At 41.6% G+C, this 16,933-nt stretch carries 16 protein-coding genes; 6 read left to right on the top strand and 10 right to left on the bottom strand.

What is annotated here, in order from left to right; genetic code table 11:
- The first annotated feature begins 2 nt into the window (after nt 1–2).
- From GQR89_RS11435 to GQR89_RS11425, 3 genes are all read left to right on the top strand, one after another.
- Nucleotides 3–1,085 (top strand): sensor histidine kinase, encoded by a 1,083-nt coding sequence (locus GQR89_RS11435; RefSeq protein WP_199271315.1) that lies wholly within the window; start codon nt 3–5, stop codon nt 1,083–1,085.
- Nucleotides 1,075–1,893 (top strand): LytTR family DNA-binding domain-containing protein, encoded by an 819-nt coding sequence (locus GQR89_RS11430; protein WP_158770167.1) that lies wholly within the window; start codon nt 1,075–1,077, stop codon nt 1,891–1,893. The genes GQR89_RS11435 and GQR89_RS11430 overlap by 11 nt, the downstream gene beginning before the upstream one ends.
- A gap of 83 nt (nt 1,894–1,976) precedes the next feature.
- Entirely contained in the window at nt 1,977–2,822 is an 846-nt protein-coding gene (locus tag GQR89_RS11425) for a DUF6279 family lipoprotein (RefSeq protein ID WP_233268947.1), read from the top strand.
- Nucleotides 2,823–2,980: 158 nt separating this feature from the next.
- Here the strand turns inward: GQR89_RS11425 and GQR89_RS11420 are convergent, their stop codons facing one another.
- From GQR89_RS11420 to GQR89_RS11395, 6 genes are all read right to left on the bottom strand, one after another.
- Nucleotides 2,981–4,153: a JmjC domain-containing protein gene (locus GQR89_RS11420; RefSeq protein WP_158770166.1), complete on the bottom strand. Its 1,173-nt coding sequence runs from the start codon at nt 4,151–4,153 to the stop codon at nt 2,981–2,983.
- 68 nt (nt 4,154–4,221) lie between these two features.
- Nucleotides 4,222–5,445, bottom strand: coding sequence for an adenylate/guanylate cyclase domain-containing protein (locus GQR89_RS11415; RefSeq protein ID WP_158770165.1), 1,224 nt, complete (start codon nt 5,443–5,445; stop codon nt 4,222–4,224).
- Nucleotides 5,446–5,665: 220 nt separating this feature from the next.
- Complete coding sequence (gene purB / locus GQR89_RS11410) at nt 5,666–7,033, bottom strand: adenylosuccinate lyase (RefSeq protein ID WP_158770164.1); 1,368 nt, start codon at nt 7,031–7,033, stop codon at nt 5,666–5,668.
- Nucleotides 7,034–7,046: 13 nt separating this feature from the next.
- Nucleotides 7,047–7,706: a high frequency lysogenization protein HflD gene (gene hflD / locus GQR89_RS11405; protein WP_158770163.1), complete on the bottom strand. Its 660-nt coding sequence runs from the start codon at nt 7,704–7,706 to the stop codon at nt 7,047–7,049.
- Nucleotides 7,706–8,839 carry a tRNA 2-thiouridine(34) synthase MnmA gene (gene mnmA / locus GQR89_RS11400; RefSeq protein WP_158770162.1) on the bottom strand — a complete coding sequence of 378 codons (1,134 nt, stop codon included), beginning with the start codon at nt 8,837–8,839 and terminating at the stop codon, nt 7,706–7,708. The genes hflD and mnmA overlap by 1 nt, the downstream gene beginning before the upstream one ends.
- Nucleotides 8,840–8,951: 112 nt before the next feature.
- On the bottom strand, nt 8,952–9,530 hold the full coding sequence (locus GQR89_RS11395; protein WP_158770161.1) for a pseudouridine synthase: 579 nt from the start codon (nt 9,528–9,530) through the stop codon (nt 8,952–8,954).
- A gap of 229 nt (nt 9,531–9,759) precedes the next feature.
- Here GQR89_RS11395 and GQR89_RS11390 point away from each other — a divergent pair, with 229 nt between their 5' ends.
- A complete protein-coding gene (locus tag GQR89_RS11390; protein WP_158770160.1) occupies nt 9,760–11,991 on the top strand; it encodes an NADP-dependent isocitrate dehydrogenase in 2,232 nt (743 codons plus the stop codon).
- A 60-nt stretch (nt 11,992–12,051) separates the two neighbouring features.
- On the opposite strand, the gene cspD is transcribed toward GQR89_RS11390, so the two are convergent.
- A complete protein-coding gene (gene cspD / locus GQR89_RS11385) occupies nt 12,052–12,270 on the bottom strand; it encodes a cold shock domain-containing protein CspD (protein ID WP_006990872.1) in 219 nt (72 codons plus the stop codon).
- A 201-nt stretch (nt 12,271–12,471) separates the two neighbouring features.
- Between cspD and clpS the strand changes: the two genes are divergently transcribed.
- Together clpS and clpA are read left to right on the top strand one after the other, a co-directional pair.
- Nucleotides 12,472–12,792, top strand: a complete 321-nt coding sequence (gene clpS / locus GQR89_RS11380; protein ID WP_006990871.1) for an ATP-dependent Clp protease adapter ClpS — start codon at nt 12,472–12,474, stop codon at nt 12,790–12,792.
- Nucleotides 12,793–12,812: 20 nt separating this feature from the next.
- Nucleotides 12,813–15,080 (top strand): ATP-dependent Clp protease ATP-binding subunit ClpA, encoded by a 2,268-nt coding sequence (gene clpA, locus GQR89_RS11375; protein WP_158770159.1) that lies wholly within the window; start codon nt 12,813–12,815, stop codon nt 15,078–15,080.
- Nucleotides 15,081–15,187: 107 nt separating this feature from the next.
- Here clpA and infA read toward each other — a convergent pair whose 3' ends face one another.
- The 3 genes from infA to aat form a co-directional block, all read right to left on the bottom strand.
- Nucleotides 15,188–15,406 (bottom strand): translation initiation factor IF-1, encoded by a 219-nt coding sequence (gene infA, locus GQR89_RS11370; protein ID WP_006990869.1) that lies wholly within the window; start codon nt 15,404–15,406, stop codon nt 15,188–15,190.
- Nucleotides 15,407–15,487: 81 nt separating this feature from the next.
- Nucleotides 15,488–16,183 (bottom strand): arginyltransferase, encoded by a 696-nt coding sequence (locus GQR89_RS11365; RefSeq protein WP_158770158.1) that lies wholly within the window; start codon nt 16,181–16,183, stop codon nt 15,488–15,490.
- Complete coding sequence (gene aat / locus GQR89_RS11360; RefSeq protein ID WP_158770157.1) at nt 16,180–16,887, bottom strand: leucyl/phenylalanyl-tRNA--protein transferase; 708 nt, start codon at nt 16,885–16,887, stop codon at nt 16,180–16,182. Before aat ends, GQR89_RS11365 begins: the two co-directional genes overlap by 4 nt.
- Nucleotides 16,888–16,933 lie beyond the last annotated feature (46 nt).

Genomic DNA, 16,933 nt, shown 5'->3' with positions numbered 1-16,933 from the left:
TAATGAAGTGGCAAGCTTTATTTGACACCCGTGAACGTATGTTTTGGACCCTCCATACTCTTGGTTGGGGTGGGTTCGCGGTGATCTATTATATTGGCTCATTTTTGCATGATATGCGCAGTGTTTGGCTGTTCGTTATCATTTTAAATGCCTACGCTGGCTGGCTACTAACGATACCTCTTCGTTATATATATGCCCGAGCGATGAAGCTAAGTCCCCTGAAAATGCTAATGATAGTGGTGGTGAGTGTTTATATTGTTGCTTTGCTATGGGCACTGGTTAAAAACGTTAATTATTGGGAAATATACAAAAAGGGATATCGACCTGAAGAATGGTATATGTATTTTACCAACACAGTTAATTCGCTCATTATGATTGGCTGCTGGACTGGATTATATTTCGGCATTAAAAACTACCAAATGTTGCTTAAGGAAAAACAAAATAGTTTGCATGCCACAACCATGGCACATCAAGCACATATAAAAATGCTGCGTTACCAATTGAACCCGCACTTTTTGTTTAATACCTTAAACGCTATTTCAACTCTTATTCTAATGAAAGAAAATAAAACCGCAGAGGATATGGTCAGTCGATTAAGTGATTTTCTGCGGTATTCATTGGATAAAGATCCCATTAAAAAAGTTCCGCTTAGGCAAGAGATAGAAGCGCTCAAGCTCTATCTTGAAATCGAAAAAGTACGTTTTGAAGATCGGTTAACCGTTATTTGGGATATTCAGCCCAATGCTAACGAGGCGTTAGTTCCGAGCTTAATACTTCAGCCCCTCATTGAAAACGCCATTAAGTACGCTATTTCAAAATTAGAGGATGGGGGATGCATTGCTGTCTCAGCTAAAGTATTTGGACGAGATATGATGCTTGAGGTCACAGATAATGGCCCTGGAGCGGATTTAGATAACGGCCAAATGTACCGCGCTAATGGTGTCGGGTTACAAAATATTCAGGAACGTTTAGCGTCTTTATACAAAAATGATTTCTCGTTTAGTATTTCTAATAGCCAACCTTCTGGTATAAAAGTATGTATTCGTATTCCATTTGAGACTAAAGAAGCCCTGCATGAAGATTAACACTGTCATAATTGATGATGAACCCTTAGCCCGAAAGGGGCTTGCAATTCGTCTAGCTGAATTTAAAGAACTAAACGTGGTTGCCCAGTGTAAGAATGGTTTGGAGGCCGTTACGTTAATTCCTCAATTGCGACCCGATTTAATTTTCTTAGATATTCAAATGCCGGGCTTAAATGGGTTTCAGGTAATAAATAAGTTACGGGAGCTAAATCAACCAGTACCTATGGTCATATTTGTAACGGCGTACGACACCTATGCGATTAAAGCCTTTGATGCACACGCGCTGGACTATGTGCTAAAGCCTGTTGATGAGCGTCGACTGCGCATAGCGGTAGATAAAGTTATCAAACATGTAGCATTACACAGCGAGTCAGATCACAAACAAACACTCGCGAAGCTGGTTGCCGATTTTACCGGTGATGATTGTGAAGATATATTGCGCCGCTTAGCGATAGGCGAAGAGATCAGTACGACTCAGTACGATGATGTATTAGCCATTAAAGACGGTACCGAAGTAACGCGAGTGGAGTTGGCTGAAATACAATGGATAGACGCGGCTGGAGATTACATGTGTGTGCACACTTTGGCGCAAACGCATATTATGCGTCGGACAATGAAAGAGCTTGAAGAAGAATTAGACCCAAGACTATTTGTGCGTATTCACCGTTCGGCCATCGTGAACATTAAGTTTGTGCAGAAACTTGTCAGTCACATAAGTGGCGAGTATCACCTGATCCTCACCAATGGTACCGAGCTGAAAGTAAGCAGAAGCCATCGAGATAATGTGAAGGCTATGATTAATGGCTAACGATTTACACTCTTTAACTGGTTATATTTCAATTACTAGCTAAATCTGCTCAATACATCTTTATGGTAAATGTTAACGAGAATATGATGAAAAAATACCTACTCCTCTTTTGTGCTCTGAGTATATTTCTCACGGGTTGCAGCTCTAAATTTGCCTATAACAATATTGATTGGTTGATGTATTGGTACATAGACGACTATGTCGAGCTAGATAAGACGCAGAAAAAATTACTTGATGGCCACGTAGCACAGTGGATGACATGGCATCGCCAAGACGAATTAACTGAATATAAAACTCAGCTTGAGCAGATTAAGTTACAGGTATCACAGGACGATGTTAGCGCTCAACAATGGGAACAACATTTCAATAATGCAAAGCAGCACTGGGTGCGTTTTCGTGACCATATCAGTCCTGAATTAGCGCGACTTGCGCCAAGTTTAACTGATGAACAAGTTAACGCATTATTTGCTGAATTAGATAAGGAAAATCAAAAGCGAATCGAAGAGCGACTCGATGGCAATTTTGAAAAACGCTTAAAAAAGAATATTAAAAACACTCAAGAAAATGCGCGTGAATTTATAGGTAAGCTAAGTCTTGAGCAAAAAAATATCATCGAGAGTTTTGCTGATGATTTTCAGAGCAGCTTTGATTTATGGATGGCATACCGCCAGCGCATACAAAGTGCAGCACACCAAATGTTGCTTAACGAACGCAAAGATGCAAACTTCAAAGAAAAATTTTTGGCCTTGTTATCGCATCCAGAAACATATCAAGATGAAAAACTAGCGCAAATTTCGACACACAATAATCAGGTTTATGCGTCTATGCTAGCAGCCTTAACAAAGTCGGTAAGTCCTAAGCAGAAACGTAAAGCTATAGATGAATTGCAAGATATCATCGATGATATTTCGGATTTGCAAAAAGACTAAACGTGGTTACTCGCCACCGTCAAGCTTTAGTCGGGTTGTAGCCTTTCATTTATCGCGGCTATGATGGGTATCTCAATGGTTACGTCATTGGTAACACTCAATACACCGCATTATATTGAGTGCTGTCTGTATTAAATGGGCAGATTTTTCAATTACGCTTAAAAGTCCATTTCCTCTTGAGGTAACCACGCGCCCGCGTTAACGAGCTCACACATAAGTTGTACCCAAAAATCATCAAGAGATAGAGGCATGGCATTCTTATTGGTCAAGTCGTATTGCCAAGTGGGAGATTTTAGCATGCTGCAAACATTGACGATGTAATTCGTTGGAGCAAAATAGGCTTGGCCTTCAATAAAAAATTCTAACGGTTCGGTCCTATCGTCGTTGGCTAAATATATTGGTCGAATACCAGGTTGGCGTTCAAATACGGTTCCTTGCTCAAATAATTCGACAATCTCTTTTAGTGAATAGTCTGGATTATGTTGTGGGTCGTAGCCTTGATTTAATTGGGTATCGCTAAAATGACAGCTTAACCAACGCTCGAACTGCGCAGAGTCAATTACGTCATGCAGCATTGCTCTGAAGCTGTTTATTTCTGTTGGCGCTAATTCACTCGGGTTTTTTCTGGGTGTTAAGCCCTGGTCTTGATAACGTTTCTTAAATAGACCTAAATCGAGACTGTAATCTGCCAAAGATGATAGTAAGTCCTGCTGGGATGGCGCTCTAAAACCAACTGAATAATTCATACAATCTTCAAGCGCCACACCGTTATGAGGACAACCAGCGGGAATATAAATCATATCTCCGGGTTGTAATACCTCGTCTATTACAGGCTCGAAGTCGCTAATTTGGCTTAGATCAGGATGGGGAAGGTAAGGGGTAAATTCGCCTCGTTCTCCTACTTGCCAGCGCCTGCTTCCTTTGCCTTGAATGATAAACACGTCGTATTGATCAAGATGAGGACCTACGCCCGCACCCTCGTTCGAAAAACTTACCATCAAGTCATCTAAGCGCCAGTAGGGAATAAAGTTAAACATACGGATAAGCGTATCAGCTTCATTAATATGCTGGTCTACGCTTTGAACCAAAAGGCTCCATTTTCCTTGGCATACACTTTCAAAGTCTTCTATGGGGCCGTGGGTAACCTGCCAAGCGGGTGGTGTGTAGGAAACAACGCGTGAATCAATTCTCGGATCTTGTGCTAATCCAGCCAGTTCATGCTCATCTAACGGATTGATAAAGTTTGCAAAAGCATGTTTAAAAACACCAGGGCGTTTTTGCCAATGAGATGCAAGAAAAGTGTGGGGATCAAAATTATCAAATATATACATCGACGATACAGCCCTTATGCTGAAACTGGTTATTTTTGTTGGTATTGGCAAAGTGATTCTGGAAGGGGTCACAGCTTCTGGCCGATCAACCAATAGGTGCGTGTTTGACCTAATCCTTTTACAGGAATTTCTCCCCGAGGGCTGAAATGAAATTTATTTTTTGCCATCTCATAAGTAAACTGACTTACTTGAATATGTTTGCTAATACTGTGACTTTCCATACGAGCGGCAAGGGTAACAGCTTCACCCCATAAATCGTAACAGAATTTAGTTCGACCAATAACACCGGCAATGACTTCTCCTGAACCAATACCAATACGTAATCCTGTATTCAATTGGTATTTTGCTCTGAGTGAATCAAATACCTCACGGGCAGCCAATGCAAACTCACAACACTGGACTGCATGACAACGACTTTCAGTAGGGATCCCGGCTGCTGCCATGTAGCCATCTCCGATGGTTTTAATTTTTTCTAAACCATGTATTTTGGTGAGTTTATCGAATTGACTAAATATATCATCTAGCATGTCTACTAGGGCTTCTGGTGATAGAGATTTTGCGAGCTGGGTAAAATTTTCTAAATCAAGAAAGCAAATTGAAGCCTGTTCGTAATGATCGGCAATTTTACCCTGATGTTGTTTTAAGCGATGAGCGATAGCAGCCGGGAGTATATTTAATAGCAATCGCTCTGAACGTTGTTGTGCAAGAGCAAGTTTGCTTTGGGTTCGATTGACGTTCCTACCCACATGGAAACTGGTTAACGCGCAAGATAACGTGAGAAAAACAGCACTAGAAAGGCTTGCTATCTGATGATATTCAGAGAGATTCTGGGGATTAATGATGAAAATATAATAACCATCAATACCTAAAAATGCGCCAACATGGCAGTTGAGGCAGACCCACATAGTCACGCCTTGGGAGCCAAAGATGAATGGACAAACGAAGATCCCAAGAAGCAAGTAATAATGTACGTTGAGGTTCGCTTGCCATATAAAACTGGACCAAAAGATGTAACTGATAAAAATAAATATCAGGGTAAATTTAGCTAACTGTTGATATTGCGCCCAATTGAGCAAGGGCACGAATATTAAAAGAACACAGTGGCTTAGCAATAGGCTGATCTTAGCTAAGCCACCAAAATTCCAATAGTATATTGCAGTGGGCACTTGCAGCAAAAGCACGAAGATGATCATTAAGCTTAAAATATTGCTTATGCGTGTGGGATTAATGTCGTTGGTGGCTGAAGGGGAAATTCCGCACCAAATCCATATGTGCAATATACGAGTGACCATAAGGTCTTCCTGTTGACCGTAGGTTAATTAGTATAGGTCAAAAAGATGGGTATAAATTTACTCTGAAGAATGATGGAAAAACAGAAAATAAAAAACGGGAGTGGCAGCGAGGAGCAAGGTGAAATTAATGATGTTGCATATAACCGCAAAAGGATGCTTACGGTTATATGCAAGACTGACTATTTTAGTCTCGTCCGTTCATGCCTAAACGGATCAATCTTTATAGTTGGTCAACCAAACCGATTGCTTGGCCAATATAATTTGCAGGCGTTAGGGCCTTAAGTTGATCTTTAGCATTGTCTGGCAAATCGAGGCCGTCGATAAATTCAGCCATAATTTGCTGATTTACTTTTTTGCCACGGGTGAGTTCTTTTAATTTTTCATAAGGCTTTTCGATACCATAACGACGCATTACTGTTTGAATTGGTTCTGCCAGCAATTCCCAGTTATTATCCAATTCATCGAGTAGACTTTGTTCATTCACTTGTAACTTGCTGATCCCTTTTAGCGCTGCCTGATAAGCAATAATGGCATAACCTACACCTACGCCTAGGTTGCGTAGAACGGTTGAATCGGTCAAATCACGTTGCCAACGAGACACAGGCAATTTAGTGGCTAAATGGCCGAATAGTGCGTTGGCTAAACCTAAATTCCCTTCTGAGTTTTCAAAGTCGATTGGATTAACTTTATGCGGCATCGTAGATGAACCTATTTCACCGGCTATCGTTCTTTGCTTGAAATGTCCGAGTGCGATATAGCCCCAAATATCACGATTAAAATCGATCAATATGGTGTTGAAACGCGCCATTGCATCAAAAAGCTCAGCGATATAATCATGTGGTTCAATTTGCGTGGTGAATGGGTTCAATGTCACGCCTAGACTGGATACAAATTCTTGTGCGAATTGAGCCCAATCTAAATCAGGATAAGCAGATAAGTGTGCATTGTAGTTTCCTACCGCCCCGTTTACTTTTCCAAGTACTTCAACATTAGCGATTTGATCACGTTGGCGCTGCAGACGATACATCACATTCGCCATTTCTTTACCCAACGTCGTAGGAGACGCAGGTTGGCCATGAGTACGGGCCATCATAGGAATACTCTGGTATTCCTTGGCTAATCGCTTAAGTTCACTGACTAACTTATCACAGTAAGGTAAAATAACGCTTTCACGGGCTTCTAACAGCATTAATGCATGAGACATATTGTTGATGTCTTCAGATGTACAAGCAAAATGAATGAATTCATTGACTGCATTTAGTTCTTCGTTGTCGGCGACTTGTTCTTTTAGAAAGTACTCAACCGCTTTAACATCATGATTAGTGGTGCGTTCAATTTCTTTGATACGACCAGCATGACTTTCGTCGAACGAAGCCACAATGTTATCCAATAGTGCATTCGCTTCAGCGCTAAAAGCAGGGACTTGTTTAATTTGGGCCGTGGCTGATAACTTTTGCAACCAACGAACTTCAACTTGTACCCGATATTTCAGTAAACCGAATTCACTAAAGATGCTTCGTAACTCAGCGGTTTTCTCTGCGTAACGTCCATCGATGGGGGATACGGCGGTTAATGCGGATAACTGCATGGAATGTTTGCTCCTAACGTGATTGGTTGATTTGCGCTAATGCTTGTTCAGCGCATACGAGAGTGCGCTGCCTATTAAATAATATTTGTCGGCGTTTTCCGCCCAGTTGTCGCCACAGTACTGCTGAGCGAACGCCGGCTAAAAGTAAAGCGCGGACTTTATGCTGATTATCACTTTGCTTGAGAAGTTGTGGATCACCCGAAACCTGAATTTTAGCTGTTATCGGGCTCACAATATCACTGTAAATACTGGCAAGGTTAGACAACATTTGACTGGCAAATAAATCTAAGTGAAGTTGTTGGCGTTTAGTGTGATTGATTCTGTCACCTAACTCATTCATACGCTTGCTAGAGCGATTCAGTTTACGCTCAATACTTAGCAGGTTTGCAATATAACGCGTAATCTCTGTGTCTTTAGGCTTGGCGCTATTGCCAAGTTGTGCATAAAGCGTATCAAAACCGATCTTTAAGTTGCTTAACTGCCCATATACCTGTTCGGTGTTGTCGGACTCTGTGATAACAATGCTTTCAATGCTCGCTTTAAACGCCTGCTCGTCGCAGCTTCCATGTTTAGACACTTGTTTAACCAATGCGGCAGCCTGACAAACCCCGGCAAGAGCAATGCACTTTTCAAAGTCGACGGTATTCAGATCTTTTTTAGTAGAATTTTGCATTAACGAATATAGCTCTCTATTATTCCGCCACCTAAACAGACTTCACCAGCGTAAAATACCGCTGACTGCCCTGGCGTGACCGCTTTTTGCGGTTCATCAAATATGACAGTAACGCTACCATCAGCTTTGTGGGTAACTGTACAAGGGATATCATGTTGGCGATAACGGGTTTTTACGCTGCATTTTAGAGCTGATAAAGGGCCTTTTCTATCTACCCAATGTAGCTGATTCGCCACGAGTCCGTTAGAATAGAGGCGAGGGTGATTTGCCCCTTGACCTACTATCAACACATTACGCTGCATATCTTTATCAACAACGTACCATGGCTCTTCACCGAATTCCTTCAGTCCGCCAATCATTAAACCTTTTCGCTGACCTAACGTGTGGTACATCAGCCCTTGGTGTTGACCAATCTCTTGGCCTTCAGGGGTTTCGATAACGCCTGGTTGTGCGGGCAAGTACTGGGATAAGAAATCCGTGAATTTCCGTTCCCCAATAAAGCATATGCCGGTGCTGTCTTTTTTATCGTGGGTAATTAAACCTTGTTCTTGGGCAATTTCTCGCACGTGAGGTTTTTCAATATCGCCAATGGGGAATAACGTTTGTGCGATGTGTTGCTCACCTAATGTATATAAGAAGTAGCTTTGATCTTTGTTATCGTCCATGCCACGTAACATCTGCCAATGGCCTTCATCTTCACGACGGCGCACGTAATGCCCAGTAGCAATATAATCGGCCTCAAGTTCTTCTGCAGCAAACTCAAGAAAGGCTTTAAATTTAATTTCTTTATTGCACATAATATCTGGATTAGGCGTTCGACCCGATTTGTATTCGTCTAAAAAATATTCGAATACGTTATCCCAATATTCAGCAGCGAAATTAATTTGGTGTAATTCAATACCAAGTTTATCTGCTACTGCTTGTGCGTCCCTTAAATCATCTGCTGCTGCGCAATATTCGTCATTATCGTCCTCTTCCCAATTCTTCATAAACAGGCCTTCAACTTGATAGCCTTGTTGCAGCAAAATATATGCTGAAACGGAAGAATCGACACCACCAGACATACCTACAATGACCTTTTTCTGGCTATTGTTGGCTAACTCGGTGGCACTAAGAGAGTGGATATAAGGCATGATGGATAACAAAGTCTCAATAAAAATGGAGGCGAATTCTAGCAAATAACAGACATAAGGTCATCCGGATTCTGCACGTAATATGTCACAATATGTTGAGTGGCCCCAGATACTAATTTAATTCTACATAGTGTCCGTTTTGAATACCATCTAAGGTCCAGTTGCCTACTCGGTACCGTATCAATCTTAGAGTTGGAAACCCTATATGGGCGGTCATTCGCCTGACTTGCCTATTTTTGCCCTCACTTATGGTTATTGCTAACCAACAGGTTGGGATTGATTGACGAAAACGAACGGGTGGATTACGCGCCCAAACAACGGGTTCATCTATGACTTCGACTTTAGCTGGGCGTGTTATGCCGTCTTTTAGTTTCACACCATCACGTAAAGCTTGTAGCTGATTGTCAGTTGGAATCCCTTCGACTTGAACCCAGTAGGTCTTGCTGGTTTTCTTTTTAGGATCAGTCAGCTGATTTTGTAACTTGCCATCGTTGGTCAATATTAGCAATCCTTCGCTATCTTTGTCTAAACGACCAGCAGCATACACATCAGAAATCGGAATATAATCTTTTAATGTTTGACGACCCGCTTCATCAGTAAACTGAGTGAGGACATTAAATGGTTTGTTAAACAGTACGATTTTTGTACGGCCAGATGTAACTTTTGGCTTTTTATATTGATTAATGTTCATTTCTTGTAACTTATTATGAATAAAACAGCTGAGTTATTTTGCACTCTGCGATGAATTGTTTATTATCTTCCAGCGAATTTTTCATTGTAACTTTATCCTGATGTCAGGATCGGATGTGTTAATTCCTGATAAATTTACTAAATGACGGGTATTTAGCGGCACTTATTTTTCGCTTATTATCAGTCTACACTAATCCGGTAGCTCTCTACCGCAACATTTGAGGTATATAATGACAACTCAGAAGTCAAAGATTATCTATACGAAAACCGATGAAGCCCCTTTACTAGCGACCTATTCTTTGCTGCCGATAGTAAAATCATTCGCTTCATCTGCCGACATTGAAATCGAACTTAGTGACATTTCTTTGGCTGCTCGTATCTTGGCCAATTTTGCTGATTATTTGAGTGACGAGCAGAAAGTACCCGACGCCTTAGCTGAATTAGGCGAGCTCACACAAGACCCAGCAACAAATATCATTAAGTTACCCAATGTCAGTGCGTCAAAACCTCAGCTAAAAGCTGCAATCAAAGAGTTAAACGACAAAGGGTTCAAAGTTCCAGCGTATCCGGAAGATCCGTCGACCGACGAAGAAAAAGCTATTGAGGCACGTTATTCGAAAATTCTGGGCAGTGCTGTTAACCCAGTTTTACGTGAAGGAAACTCTGATCGCCGTGCACCTAAAGCGGTAAAAAGCTACGCGCGCAAGAACCCTCATTCAATGGGACCTTGGAGCCAGGCATCACAAACACACGTTGCCCATATGCGTGGTGGAGACTTCTACTCTGGTGAGAAATCAGTAACCGTTGAAAAAGCGGGACACGTTCGCATCGAATTTACTGACAAAAACGGCCAAGTGAAAGTGTTAAAGCCACGTGTCGATTTATTGGCTGGTGAAGTTATTGACGGCATGTTTATGAGTAAGAAAGCCCTTTGTGAATTCTTCGAAGAACAAATTGAAGACGCAAAAAAGACTGGGATACTTTTCTCATTGCACGTCAAAGCAACCATGATGAAGGTGTCTCACCCTATCGTTTTTGGTCACTGTGTTAAAGTTTTCTACAAAAAATTATTTGAAAAGTATGCCGATTTATTCGAAGAGCTAGGTGTTGATGCGAATAATGGTTTGGGCAGTGTTTACGATAAAATATCAACTTTGCCTGAATCACAGCGTGCCGAAATTCAATCTGATATCAATGCTTGTTATGCTGATCGTCCTCCGATTGCCATGGTTAATTCTGACAAAGGTATTTCGAACCTACACGTACCGAGCGACGTTATTGTTGATGCGTCGATGCCAGCAATGATTCGTTCTTCAGGGCAAATGTGGGGGCCGGATGGAAAATTGCATGATACAAAAGCGGTTATTCCAGAAAGTACTTATGCGACTATTTATCAAGAGATGATTAACTTCTGTAAAACTCACGGTGCGTTCGATCCTACCACCATGGGCTCTGTATCAAACGTGGGTTTGATGGCGCAAAAAGCGGAAGAGTATGGTTCACATGATAAAACATTTGAAATAGCGGGTGAGGGTATAGTACGAATTATCGACCAAGATGAAAATGTACTTATCGAACACAATGTTGAAGATGGCGATATCTGGCGTATGTGTCAGGCAAAAGACGAGCCTATTCGTGATTGGGTTAAACTGGCAGTTAATCGCGCTCGTCAATCAGGTGATCCGGCGATTTTCTGGTTAGATGATGAACGTGCTCACGACGCTCAGCTAATTATTAAAGTGAACAAGTATCTTAAAGATCACGATACAAATGGTTTACACATTGAAATTATGGCGCCTGTGCGTGCGATCCGATATTCAATGGAACGCGCAATTCGTGGTTTAGACACTATCTCGGTATCAGGTAACGTATTGCGCGATTATCTAACTGATTTATTCCCGATCCTTGAGCTAGGCACAAGTGCGAAGATGTTGTCTATCGTGCCATTGATGGCCGGTGGTGGCTTGTTTGAGACTGGCGCAGGCGGCAGTGCACCAAAACATGTTCAACAATTTGTTGAAGAAGGTCATTTACGTTGGGATTCACTAGGTGAATTTTTAGCAATTGCGGTATCTATTGAAGATTTAGCGATTAAGAATGACAATACGAAAGCAAAATTATTAGCTAAAGCGTTAGATGCAGCGACTGAAAAATTATTAAATGAAGGTAAGTCGCCACAACGTAAAGCGGGCCAGCTTGATAACCGTGGCAGCCATTTTTACTTAGCAATGTATTGGGCTGAAGCGCTAGCTAATCAGAGCGATGATGCTGCATTAGCCACTAAATTCGCGCCATTATTTGATAAGTTAAGCAAAAATGAAACGAAAATCATGTCTGAAATTGATTCGACTCAAGGAGCACCAGAAGATATTGGTGGTTACTACTACCCTGATGAGAAAATGATCACCAAAGCCATGTGTCCGAGTGAAACTTTGAACAACATCCTAAAAGAATTTAAATAATAAATTTTAATTAGGCATAAAAAAGCAGACCCTAGGGTCTGCTTTTTTTATGACCAATCGTTACTGTTCGGGCTCACCGTTGAAATCGATGTTTTCAGCATGCAGACCTTTCGGTCCTTGCTGTACATCATATTTCACTTCTTGCCCTGCTTTTAAAGAGCGATATCCTTCCATTTGAATGGTTGAGTAATGCGCAAAAATGTCATCACCACCGTCCTCTGGAACAATAAAACCAAACCCTTTCGCATTGTTAAACCATTTTACTTTGCCAACAGCCATACTTCTGCTTCCTTTTAATCCCTTGAACTGACGCATATTTATCCCCACAATGAACTATGGGGAAGGCGAAAATGTTAAAATAACAATTGTCGCACTAGAAAATGTAGATTTTTTAACCTGTTTTTGTCAAGGATAAATTGATAATTAAGTAAATGTTAATAAAACTGCAAAATTTGCACTAAGGGCACTATTCTTCTTATTATGAGCAAAGATAACACTATTAATATTGAGCGCGAAAAGCAGCTGGATACGGTTAAGCAGAAGTTAGCACCGCCACCCATGTATAAAGTTTTGCTGAATAACGATGATTACACGCCAATGGATTTCGTGATCGAAGTATTGGTTCGGTTTTTCAACTTGGACTCAGAAAAAGCCCATCAAATTATGTTGACTGTGCACTATCGTGGTCGGGCTGTTTGTGGTGTATATACCGCCGAAATAGCTGAGACTAAAGTTATGCAAGTCACCCAGTATGCCAAGAAGCATCAACATCCGTTGATGTGTACTATGGAACAGGTTTAGCGCAGTAAGAGGGTCTAAAAATGTTAAATAAAGAATTAGAACAAACGTTAAATGAAGCGTTTATCTTTGCCAGAGAGCATAGACATGAATTCATGACCGTCGAGCACCTTTTATTAGCTTTGCTCGATAATGGCTCCGCAACCGAAGCGCTTAAAGCCTGTGGCGCGAACGTCGATGTTATTAAGAAAGAATTAACCGACTTCGTTAAAGACACCACGCCTTTATTGCTTGAAGACGCAAATAATGAACGCGAAACGCAACCTACATTAGGCTTTCAACGAGTATTACAACGAGCAGTCTTTCATGTGCAGTCCTCTGGTAAAGAAGAAGTGACCGGTGCGAACGTATTGGTTGCTATTTTTAGTGAGCAAGAATCTCAGGCTGTGTATATTCTGAAAAAAGCAGACGTCACGCGCCTTGATGTGGTTAATTTCATTTCCCACGGTGTATCAAAAAGTGACGACAGCAGTACTCACTCTATTGAACAAGATGAAGAGAGCGCGACGCAAGAAGCTGGCTCTTCGATGCTTGATCAATACACCACTAATTTAAATGAGTTGGCCAAAGCAGGTAAAATAGACCCGCTTATTGGGCGAGATTTTGAAGTCGAACGCAGTATTCAAATATTGTGTCGTCGTCGTAAAAATAATCCTTTGTTAGTCGGTGAAGCAGGGGTCGGTAAAACGGCTATTGCGGAAGGCTTAGCATTTCGAATTATCCACAATGACGTGCCTGAGGTTATCGCTAACGCCATAATCTATTCTTTGGATATGGGAACCCTTCTTGCGGGGACTAAATACCGTGGTGACTTCGAGAAGCGTCTTAAAGGTATATTGAAAGAGTTGGCTAAGGACCCAGACGCAATATTATTTATCGATGAGATCCATACCATTATCGGTGCGGGAGCGGCGTCTGGTGGCGTGATGGATGCCTCTAATTTGTTAAAACCCAAATTAAGCAGTGGAGAATTGCGCTGCATGGGCTCAACGACCTATCAGGAATACCAAGGTATTTTTGAGAAAGATCGCGCATTGGCGCGTCGTTTTCAAAAAATCGATGTAATTGAACCGTCAGTATCCGATACCACTAAAATTTTAATGGGGTTGAAGTCTCGTTACGAAGAACACCATAGTGTGCGTTTTACTCACAAAGCACTGCGTGCGGCTGCCGAGCTTTCAGCTAAGTATATCAACGAACGTCATTTGCCAGATAAGGCCATAGACGTGATGGATGAAGCTGGTGCAAGCCAACGTTTGCTGCCGCCGTCGAAGCGTAAGAAAACGATTGGCGTGACCGACATTGAACACATCATTTCAAAGATTGCACGTATTCCTGAGAAATCAGTATCTTCTAGCGACAAAGAGTCGTTGAAGAATCTTGATCGAGATTTGAAACTAGTGGTGTTCGGCCAAGACCAAGCTATTGATACATTAACCGATGCTATTCGTTTATCACGAGCCGGACTAGGCGCTGAAACGAAACCTATTGGTAGTTTCTTGTTTGCGGGACCCACAGGGGTCGGTAAAACAGAAATTACCCAACAGCTGTCGAAAATTATGGGAGTAGAATTATTACGCTTTGATATGTCTGAATACATGGAACGTCATGCTGTCAGCCGACTAATTGGTGCCCCTCCAGGTTATGTGGGTTTTGATCAAGGTGGTTTGCTAACGGATGCGGTGATTAAAAACCCTCACTCAGTTGTGTTGTTGGACGAGATTGAAAAAGCTCATCCAGATGTATTTAATCTTTTGTTGCAAGTGATGGATCATGGCACACTCACCGATAATAACGGTCGCAAGGTCGATTTTCGCAATGTTGTGTTAGTTATGACAACGAATGCGGGTGTGCAGGAAACGATACGTAAATCTATTGGCTTTAAACAGCAAGATCATAGTCACGATGCGATGTCTGAAATCAACAAGGTGTTTACACCTGAGTTTAGGAATCGTTTAGACGCCATTGTTTGGTTCAATCATCTTGAACAAGATGTGATACTGCAAGTTGTCGATAAGTTTATTGTTGAGTTGCAAGTTCAACTAGATAACAAGGGTGTGTCGCTAGACGTTACAAACGATGCAAGACAGTGGTTAGCTGAACAAGGTTACGATCGCAACATGGGTGCACGGCCAATGGCGCGTATTATCCAGCAGCATGTTAAGAAAGAGCTAGCCAGTGAATTGTTATTTGGTGAGTTAAGTCAGGGCGGTAGTGTGAAGATTTCGCTGAAAAACCAAAAATTGGTATTTACGTTTAAGGCGTTAAAAGAAGCTAAGTCTGAAGCATAAATAGGTGATGATGTATTTGGCGCACAAAATGCGTCAAATACTAAATTTCAGATATAGAAAAAGGCCCAGTGTTTGATAACACTGGGCCTTTTCTTTTGCTTTAGATATTAACGAGCGCGGTAAATAATACGGCCCTTCGATAAATCATATGGCGTCATTTCACATGTTACTTTGTCGCCCGTTAAGATGCGGATATAGTTCTTACGCATCTTTCCTGAAATATGTGCAGTAACAACGTGACCGTTTTCTAATTCGACACGAAACATAGTATTTGGAAGGGTATCCAACACTGTACCTTCCATTTCAATACAATCTTCTTTCGCCATGTAGCTCTGTTACCTCTATAAAATAATAAGTGTCAAAAATGCCGCGCAGATTTTGCCCAATAATGACGGTCGTGTAAAGCTTTACCAGTCTTTTTTTGAAATTAACTGCCATTTTTGCTCGATAAAACGCTCATGGGGTAAAAAATTGCGCTTGTAATGCATTTTCTGACAGTTATCTATTTGGTAACCAAGATATAAATGTTGTTTTTTTAGGCGTTTTGCAATCGCAATTTGCTGTAATACCGCGAATGTACCGAGGGATCGTTGGGCGAGTGACGGCTTGAAAAAGGTGTAAACGGCCGATAACGCTTTTTCAAGCGGATCGGTGACTGCTATACCGACCAATTTACCTTCAAGGTGCAACTCCAAATAAAGAGGATGCAACCATTCGCCATGTGCAAAACTGGCGTATTGTTCTGGTGTGGCTGGGTACATGCTTCCGTCTTGATGACGAGAATTAATGTAATTCTCGTAAAGCGGATAGTAACTGGGCTTGTCTTCTTCGCTCAGTACCACCTTAATATCGCTGTTACGGGCTAAGATACGTTTTTGACTTCGAGAAGCTACAAAATCATCCACTGGTATCCGAATGGCCTGACAAGCGTTACAGGCTTCACAATGAGGGCGGTAAATTTGCGCTCCGCTGCGGCGAAAGCCCGCGCCCATTAGCATTTCGTAATAGCTGTTATGACCACCTTGTTCAGCATAAACCAATAATGTTTCTTGTTCATTCGGCAGATAACTGCAAGCAAAGCTTTGACTGATACCAAATTTCATTGTGGTTTAGTTAATTCCCTGGATTGCCATAGTGATGGGGAGATGGGTTGTTTGACTGCAAGTTTAAGTTGACTTAGGAAATCGTCTCTGGGAATTTCAACACAACCCAAACTGGCTAAGTGGTCATTTTGCAACTGACAATCGATAAATTTGCAGCCACTTTCTCGTAACAACGCAACTAAATAAAACATAGCAAGCTTAGAAGCATTCGTCGCGTAATGAAACATGGATTCGCCACAAAACACATTACCTGGGGTAACGCCATATAATCCGCCGACTAACTTATCGTTATCCCAGACCTCTATAGAGTGCGCGCTTCCATAATGATGTAAGTCGATATAGGCATTTATCATATCTTGCGTGATCCACGTACCTGAAACTTGGCGACTTACTTCAGAGCAGGCGCGAATAACCTCTTCGAAGCTTTGGTTCACCGTTACTCGATAGGGCGTTTTACGTATAAATTTGGCAAGACTTTTTGACACGATAAAATTGTCTAACGGTAGGATGCCTCTTGGGTTGGGCGACCACCATAATATGGGTTCATTGGTACTGAACCAAGGAAATATACCGCGTTGGTACGCATGTAATAATCGGGCTATCGACAAATCACCACCAAAAGCAAGTAAACCAGGAGGTTCATTTAAGGCGTTTGCTGGAGGTGGAAAGTGCAGGGACTTATCTAATTGAAAGAGTTCAATCATACAGACTCAGTGGATATTAAATGAAAAAGGCCTCAAAGGAGGCCTA

This window comes from Paraglaciecola sp. L1A13, from assembly GCF_009796745.1.
In the GTDB taxonomy this organism is placed as follows: domain Bacteria; phylum Pseudomonadota; class Gammaproteobacteria; order Enterobacterales; family Alteromonadaceae; genus Paraglaciecola.
The sequence above is the reverse complement of the archived record's forward strand: the minus strand, read 5'-3'. Positions and strand labels throughout refer to the sequence as shown.